At 37.4% G+C, this 26256-nt stretch carries 19 protein-coding genes; 9 read left to right on the forward strand and 10 right to left on the reverse strand.

Annotation, left to right across the window (positions count from 1 at the left end):
• Positions 1-5: 5 nt before the first annotated feature.
• The 3 genes from J2Y40_RS14525 to J2Y40_RS14535 form a co-directional block, all read right to left on the reverse strand.
• Positions 6-1247: a tyrosine-type recombinase/integrase gene (locus J2Y40_RS14525; protein ID WP_309999701.1), complete on the reverse strand. Its 1242-nt coding sequence runs from the start codon at positions 1245-1247 to the stop codon at positions 6-8.
• A gap of 663 nt (positions 1248-1910) precedes the next feature.
• A complete protein-coding gene (locus tag J2Y40_RS14530; protein ID WP_309999702.1) occupies positions 1911-2705 on the reverse strand; it encodes an AraC family transcriptional regulator in 795 nt (264 codons plus the stop codon).
• A 67-nt stretch (positions 2706-2772) separates the two neighbouring features.
• Complete coding sequence (locus J2Y40_RS14535) at positions 2773-4188, reverse strand: aldehyde dehydrogenase family protein (RefSeq protein WP_309999705.1); 1416 nt, start codon at positions 4186-4188, stop codon at positions 2773-2775.
• A gap of 374 nt (positions 4189-4562) precedes the next feature.
• Here J2Y40_RS14535 and J2Y40_RS14540 point away from each other — a divergent pair, with 374 nt between their 5' ends.
• The 5 genes from J2Y40_RS14540 to pyk are packed head-to-tail and all read left to right on the forward strand — an operon-like array spanning position 4563 to position 8741.
• Positions 4563-4802, forward strand: coding sequence for an acyl carrier protein (locus tag J2Y40_RS14540; protein WP_002976354.1), 240 nt, complete (start codon positions 4563-4565; stop codon positions 4800-4802).
• Positions 4803-4836: 34 nt separating this feature from the next.
• Positions 4837-6081: a beta-ketoacyl-ACP synthase II gene (fabF, locus tag J2Y40_RS14545; RefSeq protein ID WP_153395866.1), complete on the forward strand. Its 1245-nt coding sequence runs from the start codon at positions 4837-4839 to the stop codon at positions 6079-6081.
• A gap of 9 nt (positions 6082-6090) precedes the next feature.
• Positions 6091-6852: a ribonuclease III gene (rnc, locus tag J2Y40_RS14550; RefSeq protein ID WP_153395868.1), complete on the forward strand. Its 762-nt coding sequence runs from the start codon at positions 6091-6093 to the stop codon at positions 6850-6852.
• Positions 6830-7303 (forward strand): IPExxxVDY family protein, encoded by a 474-nt coding sequence (locus J2Y40_RS14555; RefSeq protein WP_153395870.1) that lies wholly within the window; start codon positions 6830-6832, stop codon positions 7301-7303. Before rnc ends, J2Y40_RS14555 begins: the two co-directional genes overlap by 23 nt.
• Positions 7296-8741, forward strand: a complete 1446-nt coding sequence (gene pyk / locus J2Y40_RS14560; RefSeq protein WP_153395872.1) for a pyruvate kinase — start codon at positions 7296-7298, stop codon at positions 8739-8741. Before J2Y40_RS14555 ends, pyk begins: the two co-directional genes overlap by 8 nt.
• Before the next feature lie 90 nt (positions 8742-8831).
• Here the strand turns inward: pyk and J2Y40_RS14565 are convergent, their stop codons facing one another.
• The 6 genes from J2Y40_RS14565 to hutI form a co-directional block, all read right to left on the reverse strand.
• Positions 8832-10733, reverse strand: coding sequence for a WG repeat-containing protein (locus tag J2Y40_RS14565; RefSeq protein ID WP_309999708.1), 1902 nt, complete (start codon positions 10731-10733; stop codon positions 8832-8834).
• Between the two features lies 1 nt (position 10734).
• The gene (locus J2Y40_RS14570; RefSeq protein ID WP_309999710.1) at positions 10735-12027 is read right to left on the reverse strand and encodes an aldehyde dehydrogenase family protein; all 1293 of its coding nucleotides are present in this window, start codon (positions 12025-12027) and stop codon (positions 10735-10737) included.
• 136 nt (positions 12028-12163) lie between these two features.
• Positions 12164-13087, reverse strand: a complete 924-nt coding sequence (gene hutG, locus J2Y40_RS14575) for a formimidoylglutamase (RefSeq protein ID WP_153395878.1) — start codon at positions 13085-13087, stop codon at positions 12164-12166.
• Positions 13088-13213: 126 nt separating this feature from the next.
• Positions 13214-15226, reverse strand: coding sequence for a BCCT family transporter (locus tag J2Y40_RS14580; RefSeq protein ID WP_309999713.1), 2013 nt, complete (start codon positions 15224-15226; stop codon positions 13214-13216).
• 399 nt (positions 15227-15625) lie between these two features.
• Entirely contained in the window at positions 15626-16729 is a 1104-nt protein-coding gene (locus J2Y40_RS14585; protein ID WP_153395882.1) for a DUF695 domain-containing protein, read from the reverse strand.
• Positions 16730-16737: 8 nt separating this feature from the next.
• Positions 16738-17964, reverse strand: coding sequence for an imidazolonepropionase (gene hutI, locus J2Y40_RS14590; RefSeq protein ID WP_309999715.1), 1227 nt, complete (start codon positions 17962-17964; stop codon positions 16738-16740).
• 236 nt (positions 17965-18200) lie between these two features.
• Between hutI and ruvB the strand changes: the two genes are divergently transcribed.
• From ruvB to coaE, 4 genes are all read left to right on the forward strand, one after another.
• Positions 18201-19223: a Holliday junction branch migration DNA helicase RuvB gene (gene ruvB, locus J2Y40_RS14595; RefSeq protein WP_153395886.1), complete on the forward strand. Its 1023-nt coding sequence runs from the start codon at positions 18201-18203 to the stop codon at positions 19221-19223.
• 63 nt (positions 19224-19286) lie between these two features.
• Positions 19287-19901 carry an FMN-binding negative transcriptional regulator gene (locus J2Y40_RS14600; RefSeq protein WP_153395888.1) on the forward strand — a complete coding sequence of 205 codons (615 nt, stop codon included), beginning with the start codon at positions 19287-19289 and terminating at the stop codon, positions 19899-19901.
• Positions 19902-19915: 14 nt separating this feature from the next.
• Complete coding sequence (locus tag J2Y40_RS14605) at positions 19916-20782, forward strand: MBL fold metallo-hydrolase (RefSeq protein ID WP_153395890.1); 867 nt, start codon at positions 19916-19918, stop codon at positions 20780-20782.
• 9 nt (positions 20783-20791) lie between these two features.
• Entirely contained in the window at positions 20792-21421 is a 630-nt protein-coding gene (coaE, locus tag J2Y40_RS14610; protein ID WP_309999719.1) for a dephospho-CoA kinase, read from the forward strand.
• Between the two features lie 331 nt (positions 21422-21752).
• On the opposite strand, the gene J2Y40_RS14615 is transcribed toward coaE, so the two are convergent.
• On the reverse strand, positions 21753-26231 hold the full coding sequence (locus J2Y40_RS14615) for a GEVED domain-containing protein (RefSeq protein WP_153395894.1): 4479 nt from the start codon (positions 26229-26231) through the stop codon (positions 21753-21755).
• Between the last annotated feature and the right edge of the window lie 25 nt (positions 26232-26256).

A 26256-nucleotide genomic window follows, 5' to 3' on the forward strand; every position in this document is an offset into this window, starting at 1 on the left:
CGTAGTTATTTAAAAACTTCATTCATATAGTTGATCTTATCATCCTCACTTGGTCTGTAATAAGCATTAAAGACTTCCAAGCTAGTATGACCAGTGTAACTCATAATAACTTTATCCGGAACTCGTTTGTTCTTCATTATAGTGATGAAACTTCTCCTTGCAGTATGTGAGGAAATTCTTGTCCAAAACTCAGCTTTTTGATCTACCAACTCATCACCATACTTCATAGTCTTCTTTATTTCATCAGTAAATTCCAGCTTTTTAAAAACCTCCTTAATATATTCATTCATCTTTTGATTTGTAATACTTGGAAGATTATAATCATACTTTTCAAGTATTGATCTAGAAATACTGTTTAAAGGAATTGCTAAGTTTTTAGATTTACTTTTTAAATCAATGACCCGTATGAAATTACCATCAACATCACTTCTTGAGATCGTGCTGTAATTGCCAAACCTCATTCCTGTAGTGCATCCAAAAACAAAAAGGTCACGTACCCTTTCCAATCTTTTATTATCACTGAAGTCATAATTGTATATGAGCTCAACTTGTTCATAATTTAGAGCTATTTCATCAGTTGTGAATTTCGCAGGTTTTTTAAAAGTAATAAAATTGTTATTGTATGTATATTTTTTATTGAGAGCCCAAAGAAGGAAAGTTTTGAGCAAACCAACATTTCTATGTAATGTATTTGCAGAATGCTTTTTTTCCTCAATACAGTACTTTAAAAACCTATTGTAAAGTTTATCATCAAATTTTCCCAGAGTAATCTTAACTTTACAATTGCTTTCAAAATCTTCGAGTAGATTCTTATTGCATTTGTAACGCTTTAAAGTAGAATTTGAAATTGAATTCCCAGTATAGTCATTTTCTTTCTCATCTAAAAACTCCTGATAAATTCTAAAGAAATCACTTTTAACAGTAATTTTTTTGAACTTTTCATCAAATCTTTGTTTAAGAATATCGACGGTAAGTTCCTCATTTATGTTCTTATATCGATTAACGATCTCTGTGAAGAAACTGCTGTACCGATCTAATTGCATTTTGACGCTTCGATGAATTTCTGCCCTTTTAGTCCTCCCGTTTAGATCATTTGGTTGTCTGCCTTCAAAATCCCATTCGCTTGGTTTTATTTTCTCACCCGTAGAATAGATGAAATTCTTATTTTCATTGTTGAAAAAAGAACGGAAATAAATCAAAGATTCCTTTGTACCATTGGGCTGTTTAAGTTTAAAAGTGTAGTTCATCAGGTGCCAGTTTAGGTGCTACTTCTTCTATATTTAGACATAAAAACTAAGTATATTAGCTTATACAAATATAGTTAAAATACTGATAAATAGATACATTACATATTTTAGGTTATGTTAAAATATGATAGGTTCAAAAACCTCCAACTCCACTTTTTAAACTAAAGAGAATTTGTATATAATTACACTTTCTCTTTTTTGTTTTTATCCCAAAGCCACTCAAAAACGTCTTACCTTATCTTTCTATTATAAAAGTCAATATCACAAAGCAAAAAAAATCCCCGAATTGCTTCGAGGATAAAAACTAATAACCATGAAAACTCAAATAAATGAGAATCATGGCAAAGGTACTCATAAATAATGAATAACAGCAAATAATGAAGCCGCAAATTGCAGTTATTCAAAATATCAATTGCTTTTTATTTATATATTTAGTCCAACTAAAAAACTATAAACCATGAAATACAGGATTATCAGCAGCTTTTCTATTGAAGAGATATAAAAAGAAATAAACAGTTTATTATTGCAGGGCTGGAAACTTCAGGGAGGTATATGAATATACGAAAAAGGCTTCATTCAGGCTGCAGTAAAAGATAAGTAAAATAAACGGGGCTGGTTCAAAAAAGAGCTAGCCCCGTTTATGATTTCTTATACAAGAAGATGCTATAAGGACAATTTACTAGGTGGCAATCCAAATTGCTTTTTAAATGCAAATGAAAAATGGGAAAGATCTTCAAATCCGAGATCCAGATAGATATCCGAAATCTTTTTCCCTTTTTCCAGAAGATAGCGGGCTTCCTGTAACCTTCTTTGAAGCAGCCATTTTCCGGGTGCTGTTCCGAATATCTTTTCAAAATCTCTTTTAAAAGCAGCCAGGCTTCTTCCGGTAAGGTAGGCGAAGCGGTCAAGTTTTACATTAAAATGGTAATTCTTCAGCATAAACTCTTCAAGATTGATCTTGTAAGGTTCGGAAATATCATAGAGAATATTCTTTAATGACGGATCATATCCAAATAATAGCAGCAATGCTTCTTTCTGTTTTAAGAAAGCCAGTTCCGGAGATTTATTTTCTAAAAGATCCTGATATTGCAACAGAGATTCCATAAAATATTTCAGATGCGGAACATGTGACAGCTCTATAAAAACAGGAGTTTTAACTTTTTCCGGAACTGCAAAACGTTCCTCTGTGCTCATCTGCTTCAGCATTCCGTCATCAAGCCTGATGGATAAAGATTTAAACCCTGCTTCCTCACCTGGTTTTTTCAAAAACTTTAATAACTGATTTTTCCTGACAAGATATACATCTCCACTCCGAAATACCTTCCTATTCTCCCCGTCATTAAGTTCCATCTCTCCTGAAATTACCATAGACAAGGCATTGTAAGAAACAAACTGCTCGCCTTCACGAAAAACAGTAAAGTAGCAGGAATAATTGATATAATTTAAGTCTTCAGACATTTTTATACGATTCATATTGAACGAAACCTTTCGGTCTGACTGTTAAATATACTGCTTTTAATTATTTTTATATTAAAATTGATTTAGGCTCCAGATATTCTTCTAAACCATATGCTCCAAATTCTCTTCCAATTCCCGACTGTTTAAATCCACCGAACGGAGCCAGAGGATCATGCTTAAAGCCGTTGATACAAACCCTTCCGGCTTCAATTTGTGACGCGACATTCAAAGCACGTTTCTCATCCGCAGAAGAGATATAAGCAGCCAATCCATAAGTGGTATCATTGGCTATTGCAACAGCTTCTTCTTCATTTTCATAAGGGATAATGGATAGTACAGGACCAAAGATTTCCTCCTGTGCAATCCGCATATCGTTGTGAACATTGGTAAAAATAGTAGCCTTTACAAAGTTTCCGTTTTCAAGACCTTCGGGTTTTCCAATACCTCCTGCTAATATCTCTGCTCCTTCTTCTATTCCAAGCTTAATATAAAATTGTACTCGTTCGTATTGCTTTTCAGAAACCATGGGTCCTACATTGGTCTCTTCATTAGCAGGATTTCCAACAATAACCTGCATTGCAGCTTCTTTTGCAATGGTGTTTACTTCTTTGATTTTTGAACGGGGAACCAGTAAACGCGTAGGCGCAATACAAGCCTGGCCACTGTTCATATAAGCTCCAAAAACAGCCTGAGGGATGACCTGTTTCAAATCTGAATCATCAAGAATAATATTAGGTGATTTCCCTCCAAGTTCCAACGTAACTCTCTTCATTGAATCCACGGCTCCTTTAGCGATCATTTTACCTGTCTGAGTAGAACCCGTAAAGGATATCTTAGCCACATCATTACTATTAACAATCTCATTCCCCACAATACTGCCCAATCCGTTCACCACATTAAAGATACCTTTTGGAAGGCCTGCATTATGAAAACACTCCATAATAACCTGTGTCTGCAATGCACTCATCTCGCTGGGCTTTACCACTACCGTACATCCTGCTGCAACGGCAGTCGCAAACTTATTGCAGATAAAGCTGTTGCTGGAATTCCAGGGAGTAATAATTCCTACAACGCCAACCGGTGTCATCTGTACCTGAGTATTTCCGGCCTTCCTGGTAAACTCGAAATCACGTAAGGTCTCTATCATATGATCAAAACCTCCTACCATATTCTGAAAGCTCATGGTACAAAACTGTCGTGTTCCTCCATATTCCAGGATCATGGTTTCAATAAGATCTTCTTCACGGCCCTGTACAGATTTCTTTAGATTTTCAAGAATGACAATACGTTCTTCTATAGTTGTTTTCGAAAATGTTTTAAAAGCTTCTTTTGCTGCGGCAATCGCGTTTTGTGTATCTATTTCATCCCCCAGTACTACTTCTCCAATTTTCTGATGGTTTGAAGGATTAATAAGGTCAAAGACTTCAGTACCGTTTAATCCGGTAAATTCACCATTGATGTAAGCTTTGTCTATACGTTTCATAGGTATGTATGTATTTATTTTAATTGTACAGGACAAAGTTCCGATAATAAGGATCTCATCATTTTGTTGTAAAGCTCAATTCAACTTTGTTAAAAAGCTCAGCTTAATCATTCATGTTTGTTTCAGAATGATGAGGTAGGGTGAAAAAATGGTTCTTTTAGCAATAGCTGGTTAAAAAAAATCAAATCGGTTTCAGATAAAATCAAATCCAAACACTATATAATATATACAAATATAAACTCCTGAAAACGAAAAGACTAAAGTTTTATTATCCAAAATCAGGAATCGTTGTCCACAAAAAAGACTAAAAAAATGTTTTATCGTAAAGAATTTTATATATTTGCACCATCTAACAATTAAAAAAATAATTTACTATGTCAGACATTGCATCAAGAGTAAAAGCTATCATCGCTGATAAGCTTGACGTTGAAGAAACAGAAGTAACTCCTGAAGCTAGCTTCACTAACGATCTAGGAGCTGATTCATTGGATACAGTTGAACTTATCATGGAGTTTGAAAAAGAATTCAACATTCAAATCCCTGATGATCAGGCTGAAAAAATTACTACTGTAGGACACGCTATCGCTTATATCGAGGAAGTAGTAAATAAATAATATTCTTCAACAAAAAAGAAAATTTAAAAAGTTTATGGAATTAAAAAGAGTAGTTGTAACCGGTTTTGGCGCAATAACACCGATTGGAAAAAATGCAAAAGAATACTGGGAAAATCTTGTGAAAGGTGAGAGCGGTGCAGCTCCGATTACTCTTTTTGATGCCACAAACTTTAAGACCAAGTTCGCTTGCGAAGTAAAAGGGTTCGATCCATTGCAGCATTTCGATAAGAAAGAAGCTAAGAAAATGGACCGTAATACTCAATTGGGTATGGTAGCTGCTAAAGAAGCAGTGGCACATTCCCGAATTATTGAAGACAATGTGGATAAAAACAGAGTCGGTGTCATCTGGGGTTCAGGAATCGGAGGTTTAGAAACTTTCGAAACTGAAGTTTTAGGTTGGGCCAACACTGAAATACCAAGATTCAACCCGTTCTTTATTCCTAAGATGATCGCGGATATTACGCCGGGACACATCTCAATTGAATACGGATTCCACGGGCCGAATTATACAACGGTATCTGCATGTGCGTCTTCTGCAAACGCTTTAATTGATTCCAAAATGCTTATCCAGCTTGGAAAAGCAGACGTTATTGTGTGCGGAGGCTCTGAAGCAGCCGTTACAGCAAGTGGTGTTGGTGGATTCAATGCAATGATGGCACTTTCTACAAGAAATGATGATCCTAAAACAGCATCAAGACCATTTGACAAAGACAGAGATGGATTTGTACTGGGTGAAGGTGCAGGATGTATCATCCTTGAAGAATATGAGCACGCGGTAAAACGTGGTGCCACAATTTATGCAGAATTAAAAGGAGGCGGTATGAGTGCAGACGCACATCACATGACGGCCCCACATCCTGAAGGCTTAGGCGCTTACCTGGTTATGAAAAACTGTATGGAAGATGCAGGCTTAACTGCTGATGAAGTAGACCACATCAATATGCATGGTACCTCTACTCCATTAGGAGATATTGCAGAATCCAACGCAATTTCAAGACTATTGGGTGAACACGCTTACGATATTCAGATTAATTCTACAAAATCAATGACTGGTCACCTTCTGGGTGCTGCTGGTGTCATTGAAGCTATCGCTGCGTTGGGAACTATTATTCATGGTATTGTTCCTCCTACCATCAACCATTTTACTGATGATGAAAATATTGACAGCAGACTTAACTTTACGTTTAACAAAGCTGTGAAAAAAGATGTAAAAGTAGCCATGAGCAATACTTTTGGATTTGGCGGGCACAACGCTTGCGTTCTATTTAAGAAAATCTAAATTTACTGAATGGAGTTACAGAAATACTTTTCTAAATTCCTTCTCAAAAAAAGAAAAAGAAAATTAACGGAGAGAGATTACTTCCTTAGTACTGAACTGAACAAAATGTTGGGTACCGAGGTTCAAAATGTCGCGCTCTACCGTGAAGCTTTTTCTTTGAAAAGTTCTTCTAAAAATCAAGACAGCAATTATGAAAGGCTTGAATTTTTGGGAGATTCTGTTTTGGGTACCATTATTTCCTGCCATCTGTTCCAGACTTATCCTCAGGCCAATGAGGGCTATCTGACGCAGATGAAATCAAAAATCGTAAACAGGAAAAACCTTAATAAATTAGGAGAAGATCTGAAGCTTACCGACCTTCTGCAGAAGCAGGGTTCTGCAGCTTTAGGTGAAAATATCTCCGGAAATTTATTTGAGGCACTTATTGGTGCCGTTTATCTGGATTTTCAGTATGACGCCTGTAAAAGAATTATTCTTGAAAAGCTTCTGACCCCTACGGAAATCAACAAGCTTGAGAACAAAATTGTAAGCTACAAAGGCCTTCTGCTTGAATGGAGCCAGAAGAAAAAAGTAAATATAAAGTACGAAACCTGCGAGGAAATCCAGGCGAATAAGGCGGTCGTCTTCAGGTGCCATGTATGGCTGGGAGATGAAAGAATAGCTAACGCGGCAGAGACTTCCAAGAAAAAAGCAGAGGAAAAGGCAGCACAGAGGGCATTTTATATTTTAAACAAAAAAGAAAACATACTTGGAAATTCAAAAACTTTATGATCTGGATGATATAGAATTTGAAGATATTGCCATAGGATTGGTAAGATTAGCAAAAGATATACCCGCTCATGAGTTTTTCTACAAAATAAATCAGAACAACGGCCTCAATTTTTCCAGAAAGAAGGATCTTGTCTTTCACGGGGACTATTATGACTATTTTTTTCCAAGATTTGAAGCCTACCACAAGTCTACCAGGACTTGTTTTACATTTATTTCAAACCGGTCTTCGGAAAGTAAGCAAAAAAAACTACAGACCGAGCTCTTCACAGGAGAAGAAAACATTAAATTTTTATTAAATAATCAGGCAGATGTAGAATATATTCTGCATAGTTCGGAACAATTTCCTGATTTTTCCGTAATTTTGCTCCCTGAAAATCTTGTGTTTCCGATACAAGATTACACACTAAGTTCTGACGAAGAACTTTATCAAATTATCCAGTATTATGAATAAGTATTTAAAGAAGACAAAAATTATCGCAACACTAGGACCTGCTTCTTCATCGAAGGAGGTCATGTTAGGACTCATGAAAGCGGGTGTTGATATTTTCAGAATAAATTTCTCACATGCGGATTACGACCTGGTTCGAAGCAATATTGACATCATCAGAGAACTCAATAGAGAATATGGCTATTCAGTAGGAATCCTAGGCGACCTTCAGGGACCAAAGCTGAGAGTAGGCGTTGTAAAGGAAGGTTCTTATCTTAACCCGGGAGATATCCTGACATTCACCAATGAAAAAATAGAAGGTGACTCTACCAAGGTTTATATGACCTATCAGCAGTTTCCTCAGGATGTAAAAGTGGGGGAAAGAATCCTTATTGATGATGGTAAACTGGTACTGGAAGTAACGGAAACCAATGAAAAGGATACGGTAAAGGCTAAAACAATTCAAGGGGGTCCTCTGAGCTCTAAAAAAGGAGTAAACCTTCCTAATACCAATGTATCTCTTCCTGCGCTTACGGAAAAAGATATTCAGGATGCTAACTTCATGCTTGACATGGAGGTTGACTGGATTGCTCTTTCATTTGTACGCCATGCACAGGATATCATTGATCTGAAAAAGCTGATTGATGCCCACCCGAATGGTAAATTCAAAACACCAATTATTGCGAAAATTGAAAAGCCTGAAGGGGTTAAAAATATTGATGAAATCTTATTGGAATGTGATGGCTTAATGGTTGCCCGTGGTGACTTAGGTGTTGAAGTTCCGATGGAAGAAGTTCCTGCGATCCAGAAAAACCTGGTAGAAAAGGCAAGATTCTATTCAAAACCGGTGATTATTGCAACCCAGATGATGGAAACTATGATCAACAGCCTTACGCCGACAAGAGCGGAAGTAAATGACGTAGCCAACTCTGTATTGGACGGTGCTGATGCGGTAATGCTTTCCGGAGAAACTTCTGTAGGAAGATACCCGGTGCAGGTAGTGGAAAACATGGCAAAAATTGTAAAGAATATTGAAATGACCCATTTTTATCAGCATAAAAATGAGCCAATCGAGAAAGATTACAACTGCATCGATGAAAGATTCATCACCAACAGGGTATGTCTTGCTGCGGTAAGAATCGCTAAAACAACCAACGTTTCTGCTATTGTTACGCTTACACATTCCGGATATACAGCATTCCAGCTTGCTGCCCACAGACCGAATTCCCATATCATTGTATACAGCGGTAACAAAAGAGTAATCACCATGTTAAACCTTCTTTGGGGAGTACATGCTTACTATTATGACATGAAAAAATCTACGGATGAAACGATTATCCAGGTCAATATGTTAACGCATAATTACGGGTATATTGAAACCGGAGATTTCGTAATCAACATCAATGCTACTCCATCTTACGAAGGCGGAAAAACCAATACATTACGATTGACAACTGTCTAAAATAAGTAATAGGCAATAGGCAATAGGCAAAGCTACTTTTTGTCAAAGCATAAAAAACTCCCGGGGTATTTTCTTCCGGGAGTTTTTGTTTTATCTAAAGTCTTCTTCGTCAAAATTATAATTCAGTTCAGATGCTTTTATTGAATTCTTATAGATGTCCAGTAAAATTCGCCTGTCAAAAAAGCCAATGCCTTCTTTCATTGCAGGAGGTTCATAATCAAAAACACCAGGATAATACTCTTCCCCGTCTTTCTGTATCAGTGAATACCCAAATCTTTTTCTGAGTACAAAATATCTTTCCGCATAAAAGCCTTCCTCTACCTCCTGAACATCTTCCATTTCAAAAGGAATAATCACTTTATTATTTTCATCTACCGCTCCTAACTTTTCATCTTTAATAAAAAAGTAATATCCATTATCATCATTCCCTCTTTGATAGCGGTCATATTCTGAAGGGATAACTTTTTTATTTCTTGTCATAACGCCCACTTTTTTATCTTTCCAGATCACGGCTACAGATGGATCAGAAAAAGAGCTTATGCTATGATTTTCAAATGGAATTATGACTTCACTCTTATAATTAAGGATTCCGGAAGCTCCATCTTTTTTAAAAAGAATCCAATATTTTCCAATATTTTTTTTATCTTCTTCTTTATCCGGAACGATGAAATCAAAAGCAATATCGAAAAAGCCTTCATCATATATAAAAGGAATAATCACCTTATTTTTATGATTGATCAATCCTTTCTTCCCCTCCTTATTAATGGCCAGAAAATACCCTGTATCTCCCAGCGGAGCCAGTCTTTTGTATATCTGGGGAATAATTATTTTCAGATTGGAGTTTCTGATCCCAAAATTTTTATTATGTCCGGCAACGATATATTTTTTACCGGGCATCCAGAATGACTCATCAAATACCCTGTTGGTTTCCGGGTCATAAACATTAACAATAGTTTTATTGTCTTTATAGGTGGATAAAAGAATAAACCGGTTTTGATACAAGTCTGCCCGATGGTATTTAAAAGGAGTTACAGGTTGACCTTTTTTATTGATTAAACCTACAGAATCTCCTTTCAAAGCTTCATAGAAATCCCCTGCTTTCAAAATTCTTTTATATTTTTCAGAGATAATTTCGCCTTTTTCATTGACTAAAAATGAGCCACTCTTTTGTTCTAAAGCGATTGTATTTCCATTAAAGCTGTAGCTTAACAAACTTGTTTCTGTGTGAGTGTCTTCTCCATAAGGCTGAAAATCTTTGTTTAACAGATACCATGTATACTTTTTGTCTTTCTCTACCAGTCCGAAATAAAATTTGTTAAACGCAATCATATCCTGATACCTGAAATTCGTGAGATGTTCTCCCTTCAGGTTTACCAGATCACTTTTCCCGTCTTTTTTTCTTTCTTTTATAAAATATTCAGATAATTTATAGGTATTGGAATCTATGGAAAGAAAGGAATCGGTTCCAGATTCATATAGAACTTTCATATCTTTTTTCCTGATGAGCTGATCAGCTTGATAGCCCTTCCCAATCCAATACTCATCAGATATACCTTCTATATCTCTGAAATAATTACTAACCCGTATTCCTTCTTTATCTATAAAATAATACATGGGTGTGGTATCTTCTTCTGCACATAGATTTTCCGCACTACAATTACGGTGTATGGGAACATTTATTTTTACCTTCGAATATCCGTATTGATCAAAAGCAGAAGCAGAAGTATATTCGGGCGGAATGATTTCTTTACCGGTCTGATCTATAAATCCCCATTGCCAGCTATAATTTCCATCCTTTAAAACTCTGGCTCTTCTTTCATCCGATTTTCCAGAAACCTTCTGAAACATGCCTATAAGTTTATATTTTTCCTGAAGGCTTTTAATATCCGTAGAATCTGTCATCACCCCATAACGGTCTATTGGAATAAGTTTTTGTGATGAGAGCAAACCAAAGCCAAGACAGAGAAAAAAAGGATAGACCGTTTTCTTCATGTTAATTTCCAACGATGGTTTTCGCCGTCACAAATTCTTTTAAAGCCAGTAAAGAAAGTTCTGTTCCATATCCTGAGGCTTTGCTTCCACCGAATGGAAAACGTGGATCAGAACTGGTCATTCGGTTGATGTTTACCGTTCCTGATTCAAGATTTTCAATGAAATATAACTGACGCTCTTTGTTGGCCGTCCATACAGAATTGGAAAGTCCGAAAGGAATATCGTTCGCCATTTGTAAAGCTTCTTCGTCATTTTTTGCCGTCATAATCATTCCCAGAGGTCCGAAAAGTTCCTCTTTTAAAATAGGATTTCCCTCCTTAACCCTTATTAAACCAGGTTTAAATTCGTTTTCTGAGATTCTTTCCAGAGGAATAATAATTTCAGCTCCATTTTCCAACGCCCTGTTGAACTGGGCTTCCAACTCATCAGCCAGGTCAGGTCTTGCCATTCCGGCTAATTTGGTTTCCTTATTTAGAGGATCTCCAATTTCATATTTTTTATATTCTTCAATGAATTTCGGTAAAAACTCATCTTCAATTTTTTCAGCAATGATAAATCTTTTTGCTGCTGTACAGGTCTGTCCGCAGTTTTGAAGTCTTGATTTCACTCCGGACTTTGCTGCTTCATCCAGATTTGCATCTTCAAAAATGATGAAAGCGTCACTCCCACCTAACTCAAGCAAAGATTTTTTAATATTTAAACCAGCGATAGAAGCTACTTCTCCCCCAGCCTTTCCGCTGCCCGTTAAGCTCACTCCTTTTACAGCATCATGTTCAAGGATTTCCTTGACAGCCTTATGTCCTACTTCAAGATTCTGGAAAACACCTTCAGGGAAACCTGCCTCTAAAAGAACTTCTTCAATTGCGTTTCCGCTTCCGAAACAAATTGAAGCATGCTTAAGAACCACGGTATTTCCGGCTAAAATAGCAGGAACAGCAAACCTCAGCACCTGCCAGAAAGGAAAATTCCAGGGCATCACGCCTAAAATTACGCCTTTCGGAGCATAATGAACTTCAGAATAAGCAAATTCAGACACCACTTTTTCAGGTTTTAAAATATTTTCTGCCTCTGCATAATAATTCATCATTAGGGCACATTTTTCCACCTCAGCAATTGATTCTGAAATGGGCTTATTCATTTCCGTAGTAATGATCCTTCCAAATTTTTCCGAATTATTTTTTAAAATTTCTGCCGCCTTTGCAATCAGCTTCTGTCTTTCTTCAAACGGCACTTTTCTCCATGATGAAAATGTCTTATCTGCTTTAATAAGTTTATTTTCAATTAACTGTTCCATAATTTAATTTCTGTTTTAAATTCAAATCAATGAATTTATTTAATGCTTCTTCTTTAAAAGCATCATGAAAGCAACAAATTTTGTTCCTTAAGTTTATATAAAATAATGATTTTCTCTATTGAGACAATATATGTTCTTACACCATAAACCATTCATTCAAAAGACAGGCTGCCAGCCTTGCTGTTCTGTCCTGAATATCAAAAGAAGGATTTACTTCTGCTGCATCCAGTGACACTACTTTTTTATTTTTTAAGATATGCCTGTAAAAATGCATGAAAGTAGCATCCGCAAAGATCCCGTTGTAGGCAGAAGCTGATACGCCGGGCGCAATGGAAGCATTGAATACATCCATACAAATAGTAAGATAGGCATAATCTACGTTGTCCAGCAATTCGTCAATACGCTGATAAATGGATGGAAGGTTTTCAAAAAAGAGTTCATCGGCAAGAATGTACTTCATCCCGTACTGATGAGCGGTATCAAAAAGTTTTAATGTGTTTGAATTTCTCTGGATTCCTATGTGCAGGGAATTGATTGGTCCTTCCTGTGCAATCTGCCAGAATCCTGTTCCGGAGCTTGGCCCTACTTTTTTTTCCGGCTGTCTATTATCAAAATGAGCATCAATATTAATGATCCCTATTTTCTGTTCCGGAAAAGCAGTTTTCACTCCTAAATAATGGGCATAAGTTACTTCATGGCCTCCGCCCAGCACTAATGATTTTCCTCCTTTTAAAAGGACTTTTGATACATTTTTAGCAAGACTGTTCTGAGCCGTTTCCAAGTCTCCGTTTTCACAAGTGATATTTCCGAAATCCAGCAAAGAAAAATCAGGGAAAATAACCGGAAAATTGGACATATTTTTCCTGATCACATCAGGTGCATCCTTTGCTCCGAGGCGTCCTTTATTTCTTCGTACTCCTTCATCTACGGCAAAACCGTGCATAACGAAATCATTCGTTGAAATAGTATCGTAATTGTGTTCATCTTTTACTCTCTGAAACAGCCTGTGGAAAAGAAGCTCTTCTCCATCCAGTCTACCCTGCCAAATATCTTGAAACATAATCCTTTAAAATTCAATTTTAGTCACATCATTATATCCAGTAAAGCTAGCTAATATTGTTTAGATAAAAAAGCTCTGTTCATATATTATGCAAAGAATTTAGGATAAGAATAACTTGAGCTTATTCTATTCTTTTTTCTGATTGGCATTGCTGCTGATGAACATTTCATTTCGTTCTTCTGAAATAATTTCCAAAAACCGTTCATAATGCTTCAGCACGTCAGAAATTAATTCATTCTTGGTAAAATACTGCACATCATAACCTTCTCTTCCGTCTCCAAAATAGGATCTTGGATAATGGGTTTTATTATCATCAATTTCCGGCAGGTTTTCTTCATTCATGATATGTTCAGAAACTGTTTTTATCTGATTTTCGATACCGTAGACAAAGTTATTCACAACCCCCTGATGGATTTCTATTTCTATTCTGACAGGATTTTCACCATGATTTATCTGCGCTTTAATTCCGTTGGTCGCAAATTCCTGCTGCAGTTCTGTAAAGGCTTCTTTGCCTTTCACCTGAATGAAATGATCTACGGAAGCATTATCTTTAAAGGAAACGATATTTTTTAAACGTTCTTTCCAGAATTCACCAGACCATGGAACAGTAGACACTGAAAAGTTTCTGTCATAATATTTTTGGTCTATCACCAATCCTTTCATCAGGCTTACCATAAACAGAATTACTACAATGGAAAACGGTAATGCTGTAATTAAGGTCATGCTTTGTAGTGCTTTCAATCCTCCCACATTCAGCAGTAAAAGAGAAAGAACAGCCAATAAAACACCCCAGAATACAATCTGCCATTTTGGAGATTTACCGGCATTTTTGGTGGCAATACTGTTCATGACAAATATTCCCGAATCTGCTGATGTAACAAAAAAGATAAGAATGATAAGAATCACGAAGAATCCTGTAAATTCTGATAAAGGCAGGTACTCTAAGAACCGGAACATTAATGCGTCCGGATCTGTGGCAAACTGACTTAACTGCCCGTTGGCAATATTTAAATCAAACCAAATGGCACTGTTTCCGAATACGGACATCCAGATAAAATTGAACAACGTTGGTAATATTAAGACTGCAAGGATAAATTCTCGTATTGTACGCCCTTTGGAAATCCTCGCAATAAACAAGCCTACATATGGAGACCAGGAAATCCACCATGCCCAGTACAGGATGGTCCAGTCGTAAAACCATGGCAATGCATTTTTCTCATAAACATGGGTATTGAAGGTAAGATTGAAAAAGTTATTGATATAATTTCCCAGTCCTTCTGTAAAACTTCCGATCAGATATACTGTTGGTCCCAATATCAGCACAAAAATCAGGAGCCCTATCACACTAATGACATTGATATTACTTAAAATCTTCACTCCTTTTCCTACTCCAGAGATGGCAGACATTACGGAAAGAGCAACAAGGGTAACCACAATGATGATCTGATACATAAAACTGTTCTCAGGCGTAATATGAAGGATATTCAGTCCGGAACTGATCTGTACCACTCCAAATCCCAGCGTGGTAGTGATTCCAAAGAAAGTACAGCATAAGGCAAAAACGTCAATAGCATTGCCCCATTTTCCGTTGATCTTATTTTTTAACAAGGGATAAAAGCAGCTTCGTAATGAAAGCGGAAGCCTGTAACGGTAAGCAAAGTAAGATAAAGAAAGTCCTACCACTCCATAAATAGCCCATGCATGGATTCCCCAATGGAAAAAGGTATAGAGCTGCGCCTGCTTGGCCCGGCTTACATAATGATTATCCGCAAAAACGTCTGAAGAATAATGCTGCATGGGTTCAGCCACACTAAAATAGATTAATCCAATCCCCATTCCTGCGGCAAACAGCATGGAAATCCAGGAAAAGAAGGAATATTCCGGCTTACTGTCATTCGCTCCCAGCTTAATGTTAGCATATTTACTAAACAGCAGATATACCAGGAAAATTACAAAAAGCGTTACAGACCAAACGTACACCCAATTTAAATTAACGAATATGAATTGTTTGATTTCATTCAGGATATTTTCCGTTGGTTGTGGATAAACTGCAGACAAAAAACAGGTTCCTATAATAAAGAGCAAACTCGGAATAGTGACCCCTTTGTTAAAAGTAGATCTAACATTTTGAAAATTCATCTTTTTTATTTTCGAATTTATAGTATTGACAAGTCTTCCTGGTATGGGATATAGCTGTAAAAAAGTACTGAGAAATAAGAAAATATCCAGGTTTTCCGGGATCTCCGGTGCACTTAAGAACTATTGAAAAATGCGTTATTTATCTAAAAATCAACGCTAATCGAGGCGCAAGATAAGAAAACTTATAGAAAATATGAAAAATATGGAGGACTTTATGATTTTATGATATCGGCTTTTAAGGCCACTTATCTAATGAAACTTAACCTGCAGATGAAAGATCTACAAAAGCTTTAAGGTTTCCCGCAGATTTCACAATTGACACAGATCTTTACAATTTTTCAATACTTACAAATTGGGTAAAGAATAAAAAATGCAGAAGAAAAATTCCTCTGCATTTTGTTAAACGGCATTATTGTAATATTTAAAATACTGCCAATATTTATCTTTAAAGATTCTGAATGAGGCTTTGTATTCAGGGTTGCTATCTTGTATTGCTTTAAAAATTTTAGAAATTTCTCTGAAATCTTTTCCTGCAAAATAGCATTCCTTGACGTTATCAGCAGTCTCTCTACCTATATACAAATATCCTTTCTCTTTCAGTTCTTCAATAGCTTTATCTTCAATATCGCTTAATTTTTCAAAATCTTCTTTTTCAGGAAGTCCGTCATTGTTATCTCCATTATATTGAAATTTAAGAACAGAAATCCAGGGATAAGAAGCCTTTGCATCATATTGTAGTAATGGAAGATTCATGCAGGCAATAAGCGGTCTTTCATTGCCTAAAGTAGCTCTGAGAACAGAAAATGTATCTTCTTCATTAGCTCTTTTTACCTTTTCATACTTTTCTGTAAATTCCTTCTCTCTCCATAGCAGGAAATCTTTCAGCTTTTCAATAGGAACCAATTCTTTTTTTGCCTGATCTTTTCCAATGATATTGAATACATCAATTTGCGTTGCGAAATTCAATTCACCTAAAAAATGGTCTAAAAATATACATATTCCGGTGGTAATCTGCCCTTTATTTTCTTCATTTACACCTTCGTAAACAAATGTAAGATCAATTTCGTCCGGATATTCTTCCGATTCGTTGGAATAAAAGAAAACATTATCCCGTGTAAATTCATAACCGTTCATCTGAAGGGCTATATGATCTATATTTTTAGCCGGTTTTAAAGCGGTAAACAGCCAATGATTGTACTTCGGGGCAGCATTGATTAATTCTTCAGCAAAAACCATATTTTTTATTTCTCCGTCTACCGTAATGATGAGCTCTGCAGTAGTATCATCAGACATCCCTGTAAGAAAATAGAAGTGTTCATTGATCTGGCGCAGTTTAGGAGAGAGAACATCAAAAAAGTCCTTTTCAATGGATGACACCTCTCTGTTTTTCACAATTTCGTAAAAATCTTTCTCTCTGGTCTGAAACCAGTTCCAGAAGTCTTTATAGGTACGAATTTCCTGTCCTGGATCTTTTTTGCCGAGGATTTTATCAAAAATGCCCATAAGAGTGTTTATTTTACAAGGTTTCCATCAATATAAACATGTTCTGCACTTAAGCTTCCCTGATTGTAAAGGATATTCTGGAAGTTATTGGTTTTAAACGTCACAAAGTCTGCTTTTTTACCAGGTTCCAGTTTCCCTCTGTCTTCCAGATTAAGAGCATACGCAGCACGGTAAGTCATTCCTGCCAGAACTTCTGCCGTCGTCAGTTTTTGGAATGTTGCCAGAATAGAAGCCTGGGTAATTAAATTCCCCATAGGTGCCGATCCCGGATTCCAGTCACTTGCAATCGCTACAATAGCACCTGCATCCAGTAATTTTCTTGCCGGAGTAAATTTCTCTCCCAACCCTAAGCTTGCCCCCGGAAGTGCTGTTGCCACTGTATCCGATTCTGCTAAAAACTGAATATCTTCATCAACCGTTGCTTCCAGATGATCTGCGGATTTTGCTCCTACTTCCACAGCTATTCGAGAACTTCCCGGGGTAAACTGGTCTGCGTGAACAGTAATTTCAAAACCTAAGTCTTTAGTTTTAAGTAAGAAATCTTTACTTTCTTCTGGCTGGAACGCAGATTTTTCAATAAATATATCGACACGCTGTGCCAAGTTTTCTTCTTTTACTTTTGGTAAAATTTCGGTAAGAATGTATTCTAAATATTCAGGATTGCTTCCTTCGAAGTCTCTAGGCTTTAAATGAGCAGAAAGACAGGTGGGAACTAAAGTAGCTTTAGTGGACTCCTGTGCTTTTTTGATGATCCGAAGCATCTTCAATTCATTTTCCACATCCAGACCGTAACCGCTTTTTACTTCAATGGTTGTAATTCCAAGATCAACCAGAAATTTGATTCTTTCTAATAATGTTTTCAGCAATTCTTCTTCTGAAGCTTTTCTTGTGTGCTGTACAGAACTCCAGATTCCTCCTCCACTTTCAGCGATTTCCAGATATGTTTTCCCGGCATTACGCATTGCAAAATCATTAGCTCTGTTTCCTCCGAAACAGATGTGCGTATGTGAATCTACGAAGGCAGGAAGAACAACCTGTTCTCCTCCCATCTTTTCAATTTCTATTGTTGGGTTTTCTGATCTTAGCGTATCAAAATTTCCAATTTTCTGAATAGTATTGTTATCTACTACAATTCCTCCATCAACAATAATTTCCAGTTGCTCATCGGAAAGTTTTCCTCTTAATGGTAAGTTGGCAAGTGTTACTACCTGCCTGAATGGTCCTAGTAATTTCATTTATTTAGACTATGGGTTAGAAGATGAACTGCCTGATTCATGATTTCAACTCAATCAGAATTTTAAATTTACAGTTCAATCTTTAATATTTCCTCTCAAAAATACTTAAAATATCTCAATATATTAAACTCATTACGCGATCTGCTTTCATCCCGGCCCCGGTCTCTGTGCTTTTCTCAATCTGCCTTTCAACCTTATTCTAAATTTCCTATCTTTGAAGTAAATGAAATGAATTAATGCCAGATTTTTTACATCCAGATAAGGAAAATTACTCGCATGAAGAGCTTATGCAGGAAGAGCAGATCCGGCCCCAGAGTTTTAAAGACTTTGCGGGTCAGAGAAAAACGTTGGAAAACCTTGAGGTTTTTGTATCGGCTGCCAAAAGACGTGGTGGCGCTCTCGATCATGTTCTTCTTCATGGTCCTCCGGGTTTGGGTAAAACCACTTTAGCGAATATCATTGCCAATGAACTGGGAGTAAACTGCAAGATTACTTCCGGCCCTGTATTGGATAAACCGGGAAGTCTGGCGGGACTGCTGACTAATCTGGAGGAAAATGATGTTCTTTTTATTGATGAAATTCACCGTCTTTCTCCTGTAGTGGAAGAATATCTTTATTCTGCGATGGAGGATTACAAAATAGATATTATGCTGGAAACCGGCCCTAATGCACGCAGTGTACAGATCGGGCTTAATCCTTTCACTCTGGTAGGAGCTACCACCCGAAGCGGAATGCTGACTAAACCCATGCTGGCCAGATTCGGGATTCAAAGCAGGCTGGAATACTATTCTGTAGAGCTTTTATCTATGATTATTCAGAGAAGTTCAAGAGTTTTAGGAAGCACTATTTATGAGGATGCAGCCATAGAAATAGCCCGAAGAAGCCGCGGAACTCCAAGAATTGCCAATGCTCTGCTGAGAAGGGTACGCGATTTTGCTGAAATAAAAGGGAATGGTGAGATTGAAATCAACATTACAAAATATGCCCTGAATTCTCTTAACGTAGACGAGTTTGGTCTGGATGAAATGGATAATAAGATCATGCGTGTCATGATTGAAAATTTTAAAGGGAAACCGGTCGGAATTTCCGCTTTGGCAACCTCTATCGGAGAAAATCCTGAAACTGTAGAAGAGGTGTATGAACCATTCCTAATCCAGGAAGGTTTTATTATTAGAACACCGAGAGGAAGGGAAGTCACTGACAAAGCCTACAAACATTTAAATATTTCAAGACCTAAGAATCCGGGAGAACTTTTCTGATTCAGGGTTTTAAGTTCAAGGTTCAGATTTCAGAGTTTAAAGTTAATGAGAAGTTATTAGTTTATGTTTATTCCTAAATTATACAGAAGTGAAGATTTCGATGTGATGAGAACAATTATCAGCGAAAATTCTTTTGCTTTATTGATTTCCTCGGTGGATAAAATCAGGGCCACCCATTCTATGATGATGCTTAACGAAAATGATCCTGAAAATGTTTATATTGAAACTCATATTTCCAAAGCCAATCCTCAGGCAAAGACTTTAAAGGATGGCGATGAAGTACTGTGTGACTTTTTAGGAGCCCATACTTATATTTCAAGCAGCTGGTATGATCATATTAATGTTTCAACATGGAATTATGAAGCGGTACAGATTTATGGAAAAATACAGTTAATGAACTCTGAAGAGCTTTATCTGCATCTTGAAAAACTGACTTCCAAGTATGAAAAATTTCAGCAGTGTCCGATGATGGTTAAAGATATGGGACAGGAATTTGTAAAAAAGGAAATGAAAGGGGCTTTTGGGCTGAAGATCATTCCGACGGAAATATTCATCAAACAGAAGCTTTCGCAAAACAGAAAAGAAGGGGATTTTCAAAGTATCATTTCACATCTTGAAAATTCTTCTGATATTTATGGAGCAAAGATTGCTGAAAAAATGAAATTAATACAGAAATAATAATCAAAATATATATGAAGCTATATCCAATACAATGTGGAAAATTTAAACTGGATGGCGGTGCCATGTTTGGCGTCGTCCCAAAGAGTCTGTGGGAAAAAACCAATCCTGCAGACGAAAGAAACCTGATTGAACTGGGAACCCGTTCACTGCTTGTTGAAGACGGAAAGAAACTAATCCTGATAGACTGCGGTCTGGGTAATAAACAGGATGATAAATTCTTCGGGCATTACTCGCTTTGGGGCGATGATAACCTTGATAAGAATTTAAAAAAATTCGGTTTCATAAGAGAAGACATTACGGATGTTTTCCTTACTCACCTTCATTTTGACCACTGCGGAGGTGCTATTGAATGGAATGATGACAGAACGGGATACAGACCCGCCTTTAAAAACGCACAGTTCTGGACCAATGAAAACCACTGGCAATGGGCTACAGAACCTAATGCCAGAGAAAAAGCCAGCTTTCTGAAAGAAAATATCATTCCAATGCAGGAAAGCGGACAGCTCAACTTTTTACCACTTCCTACAACAGGAAATTACGGATTTGCCCCTGATTTGAAAATGGACGTGATTTTTGTGGACGGACATACCGAAAAACAGATGCTTCCGGTTATTCAGTATCAGGAAAAAACAATTGTCTTTGCTGCGGATCTTATTCCTACTGCAGGACACATTAACCAGGTGTATGTAATGGGCTATGATACAAGACCTCTCCTCACTCTTGAAGAGAAAGGAAAGTTCCTGAAACAGTGTATTGACAATGAATATTTACTATTCTTTGAACACGATGCCCATCATGAACTGGCCAGTCTTAAAATGACAGAAAAAGGAGTAAGGCTTGATGAAACCTATAGTTTTAATGATGTTTTTGGATATTAATTTTTAATCATGGAAGAATTACATTCAGAAACACAGAAAGCAGAACCGGAACCATCACCCAAGATTATTGGACTCACCGGAGGAATAGGATCAGGAAAAACAACGGTTGCCCATTTTATTGAAGAATTGGGGTTTCCGGTTTATTATTCGGATGACAGAGCAAAAAGTATCGTCAACGATAATGAAGATTTAAAAATAAAGATCAAAGAATTATTAGGAGAAGATGCCTATGATAAGGATGGTCTTTATGACCGGAAATTTGTTGCCGGAAAAGTTTTCAACAATAAAGATCTGCTCCAGCAATTAAACGAGATCATTCACCCTGCAGTAAGAATTGATTTTGAGGAATGGGTAAAAAAACAAACGAAGTATCTGGTTTTTAAAGAAACAGCTTTATTGTTTGAATTAAAACTTAACAGGCAATGTTATAAGTCTCTTTTAGTGACGGCAGAAGATAATATCAGAACCAAGAGAGTGATGGACCGTGATGGCAAAACCTACCGCGAAGTAGAAGCTGTTATGGAAAAACAGATGCCTGAAAAAGATAAAATAAGACTGGCAGACTGTATTATCTATAACAACACTAATCTGGAGGATCTTAAAGAACAGACCGAAAAGATCATTTTTACTATTGAATAAATCAATTCCTGTTAACTTCTTTATTTCACATTACAGAATTGAAACCATAAAAATAAGCCCTCAAAAATGAGGGCTTATTTTATTTAATCTGAGTTCGGGCTAAGAAGGATGATTAGTTATAAGCATTGAAGCTCACTGTTAAATCAAACTGCCTTAAAAAGATAAAGTACTTTAAAATTTAAAGAATCATCCTTAATATTCTAACCTATGAACCTCAATTGATACTAATCTACAAGCTTTCTCATGGCAGCCGGAAGAAGGGTTTTTAAAAATTTTGAAACCAAAAAAAAGCCCTCATTTCTGAGGGCTCATTTTATTTGAAATTTATTGATTATTCTTTGATAAATTTCTTTTGTACGGTGTTACCGTTGTCATCAATATCAATTACATATACTCCGTTGATCAGTCTGCTTACATTGATCTGGTTGTTTAACAGAATACCTTCTGCGATCACCTGACCTGCTGCATTGTAAATTTTATATTTCGCTTTTTTGCTGATATTTTTCACAAACAACACTGAACTTACAGGGTTTGGATAGATCATGATATCATCCTGGTTCAATGAATTCGGAACACCTTGTTTAGCAATTCTTACAGAATAGTCTTCAACCTCTCCGTTCTTCATATTCACACAGTTTACTGGAATACCATCTCTTTCCATTGCAACTCTCATCACAACATATTTATGAGTAGATGTACTTACGAATGCATCAGCCGGTACACTGAATGTTCCTGATACAGGAGTTGTTGTATTCGGTGGTGAAGTAAATACTCTTTCATTGATATCAAAGTATCCGTTTCTGTTAAAGTCAATCCATACAGCAATACCTTCATTATGATTAGTACCAGTCCATTTTTTCTCGATTGAAATCTCATTTCCTGTAGATCCTTGAACAAGTTCAATGAAAGCACCCGGAACTCCTGTATAATCTGTATAGCTTGATGCTCCTGATTCATTCTTCATTTCAGGTCTTCCGTTAGGTTTTACTGTAACTTTAGAAATATGTTCTCCCGTAGAGCTTAGTGCTCCCATCTGGCAGTAGATTACGGTTGGTGTTGTGAAATAGTACGGAGGAGTATAAGTTCCAGGGGTACCATTACATACGTTCACAACCTGCATTTCATATCTCGTAAGTTCAGTTAATCCTGTGATTGTATAAGTAGGATTTACTGTTGTAACTGTTGTCCAGCTCGGAATACCTACTTTTCTGTATCTAAGGATATATGTTGCTCCAGTGAATCCTTCCCATACTACTTCAGCACTTGTTGGAGTAAGCTGAGTAATTGTTAATCCCGGAGGAGGAAGTTCACAAATTCTATCTGTTGTAAATACTTTTGGATTAGAATATGGATTAATTCCAGATTCTCCATTACACTTGTTCGCCACTCTTACTTCATAAGTAGTATATGGATCCAGGTTGTTCAACTGGTACGTGTTAGTAGGAGGTACAATACCTGTAATCTGATTCCAGGTAGTTGTTCCAACTTTTCTCCATTCAAAAATGTATGTTGAACTAGCTACTACCGGAGCCCAAGTAATGAGTGCTGAGGTAGAAGTAATATTACTTACCGTAACATTCGGAGGAGTAGGATCACATCTTGTTGTGAATGTCTTTATTGGTGTAAAGTTTCCTGTTACTCCACCACAAACCGCAGCAATCTGAACTTCATAAGTGGTAGCATTTGCCAATCCTGTAATAACAAGTGGAACGTTATTCAGAACAGTAGAAGCATATACTTCTGTCCAGGTTCCAGGAGGAGGTCCCTGTGTTCTGTATCTTACAAGATACGTAACTGTAGTTGCAGGACCATTAAAAGCAATTGTCGCAGAGTTGTGTGTAGGTGTAATAGTAGGCTGGTTTGGAGTAGTTGATGTACATGGTCTGATTCTTACCGCATAATCTTCCACTTCTCCGTTAGCCGCATTCTGACATATTGTTGGTGCGCTTCCACGTTTCAATACCACTCTCATTGTGGTAGTATACTGTCCTACATAAGCATCAGCCGGAACATTGAAAGTTCCTGTAATAGGAGTAGTTGTATTTGACGGTGAAATAAGGATACGCTCTCCTGTTTCAAACTGTCCGTTTCTGTTGAAGTCAATCCAAACTGTAATAGCATCACTATTGGTTGCTGCTGTCCAGCCTTTAGCTACAGAAATTTTATTACCGACAGAACCTGCATCAAGAGTGATCAGAGTTTCCGGTGTTGTGTAGCTGAAATAATTGGTCTGTACAGTAGTGTTACTCATTACCGGTACACCAGGGTTAATAGAAGTAACGGTTACATTTGAAATGTGGTCGTTAGTTCCTGTACCTGTCATATCACAATATGATAACGGAGGTGTAGTAAACTGTACTGCTGTAGAATATGCTCCCGCAACACCTGTTCCACACTTGGTAGAAATCTGTACATCATATTTAGTCTGCTCTAAAAGACCAGTAATGGTATAGTTATTTACCCCTGCTGCTAAAGGAACAGCTGGAATAGTATAGGTACCAGCTGTTGCCAGTTTCCATCTGATGGTGTAAGAAGCGTTTGCAACTGCATTCCAATATACTGTAGCTGTGTTTGCAGTAACGTTGGTTACTGTAATATTGGAAGGCGGAGCATTAGTACATGCCGGCTGATCAACCAATTTTACAGCATAATCTTCTACTTCACCATAAGTAAATGTACCACAGGCTTCAGGAGCACTGCTTTCTCTTAAAGCGACACGCATACGGGTAGTAAGTGCACCGCCATAAGCACCTTCTGCTACGGTTGGTACGTAGAAAGTTGCAGTAACCGGAGAAGTAGTATTGCTTCCGGAAGTTAAAACTTTTTCTGAAGGCTCAAATACACCATTTCTGTTAAAGTCAATCCAAACTGCGGTTGCAAAAGACCATTGGTAATCCGGCCATGTCTTGGTAATTGTAACCGTATTATTATTTAATCCTCTTGATAAAGTAATCAATCTTGTAGCGTCAGTAGTATAGTCCGTATAATTACTGAAACCAGAAGTACTTGTCACTGGTATACCACCTGTTGGGTTTACTACAACTTTGCTGATATACCCATCAATTGTTGCACTTGTAGAAGCTGCAGCGCAATACGTAATAGGAGGAGTGGTAAAGAATACTCCGGCAGAGAATGGTCCCTGGTTTCCATTACATTTGGTCGCAATCTGAACTTCATACTGAGTCTGTTCAGTCAGACCTGTAAGAGCCAAACTTGATGTCAGAGGTGTATTTATGTTAACTGTTGTCCAAGCTCCGTTAGGTGCTACCCTATACTGTACTACATAGGTTGCCCCGGTTGTAGGGGTCCATGTTACAGTAGCTGAAGTAGGTGTAATACTGTTCACTGCAATATTGGCAGGAGGTGCTGTAGTACAAGGCTGAAGAGCCTCACTTACCAATATCAGCCTTGGAATATTAGAATATCTGGTGGTTGCTGCAGGAGGAGATGCAGGATCTGCATTGGTTCCGTCTTCATAGAACATCATTCCTCTGTTGGTACCAGCAGCATACTGTCCCCAGCTTGTAGCAGCATCGGCATAACCAGGAGAGTTCTCATCCACTGCAATTACAATATTACTTGTTCCATCCCATACGAACGGAGTGGTAAGAGGAATAGTAACCCATTGTCCATTAACAAGGTTAGGAATAGTTCCCGTAAACACCTGCTTCAGGTTAGGTAAAGTAACCCAGTTTGTTGTACTTGAGAAATTATTTTGTGTAGTATTTCCCATATACACTACCCAATTATTATAATTGGTCTGAGGTGTCGTAGCCGTACCTACAAAAAATTTGATGGCAGTAATATAATTGGCTGTACCTGCTGCTGTTATTTCCGCAGCGGTATAAATCTGCTGTGAGTAGTTGTATCCGTAATAGGTCTGTACAGGCAACGGCCCCGTAAGAGTTCCCTGCCCAATCTGACCAGGAGTAAACGACGGACCTGCCGCCCAGGCACTTTTATCTGTACCAGAACACACTGATCTTACCCACCAGTAATACGTAGTACCTGTAGTCAATCCAGGAATGTTAACCGTAGTACCTGTAACAGGTGTACCTGGTGTACCTGCTGCAGGAGGTGTATTGGTTGTAGTATAATAATATTCATAACCATTAGCCGGAGCTGTTCCCTGAGGAGCCCATGAAAGTCCTGCAGAATTAGCTCCTACAGTAGGGACTGCCAATGATATAGGGAAAAGACATGAAGGCACTGAGAATGAAATATTATCAATAGATGCCGGAGGGTTTGATCCCTGTGAGGCATCATTAACCCATTCAAATACCAGACGCATAGTACCACCAGCAAATGTATTAATAGCTAAGTTGCTAGTAGAATAATTTTGCCAGGTTGACTGAAGTTCAAACCGCCCACCACTTACCAGTGTTCTTCCGGTACCGGTAGTAATTGCCGTTCCCGGAGTAAGAGTATATGTGGTAGGAACCAGCCATACTCTTAAATAATCATAGGTAGACTCTCCGTTAGCTTTCCAGTCAAACGAAAAGTTACCAATAACAGATCCTGTCGGAATGGTAATATCCCTGTAGGCAAAAGTAACACTTTTGATACTGTTGTCATAAGCATTGGTAGTTCCGTTATCATCAGAAATGAAAAGGGAATTCCCGGGATTTCCGACCACGTTACCGTGCACCCATTTGTTGGTCTGGGTACCATTCAAAATTGTGAGATCATTACCAGCCGTAAAGTCCTGGCTATAGGGTAATGTCGCAGGTGTCTGACCATAAAGCTCTGATACAAAGCCAATGTTTATCAAACACAGAAGAAGTATTAAAGAAGTAAAGAGTTTCTTCATAATGTTCTCATTATTATATTAATCA

It is taken from the genome of Chryseobacterium sp. 2987, assembly GCF_031456375.1.
Taxonomy (GTDB): domain Bacteria; phylum Bacteroidota; class Bacteroidia; order Flavobacteriales; family Weeksellaceae; genus Chryseobacterium; species Chryseobacterium vaccae.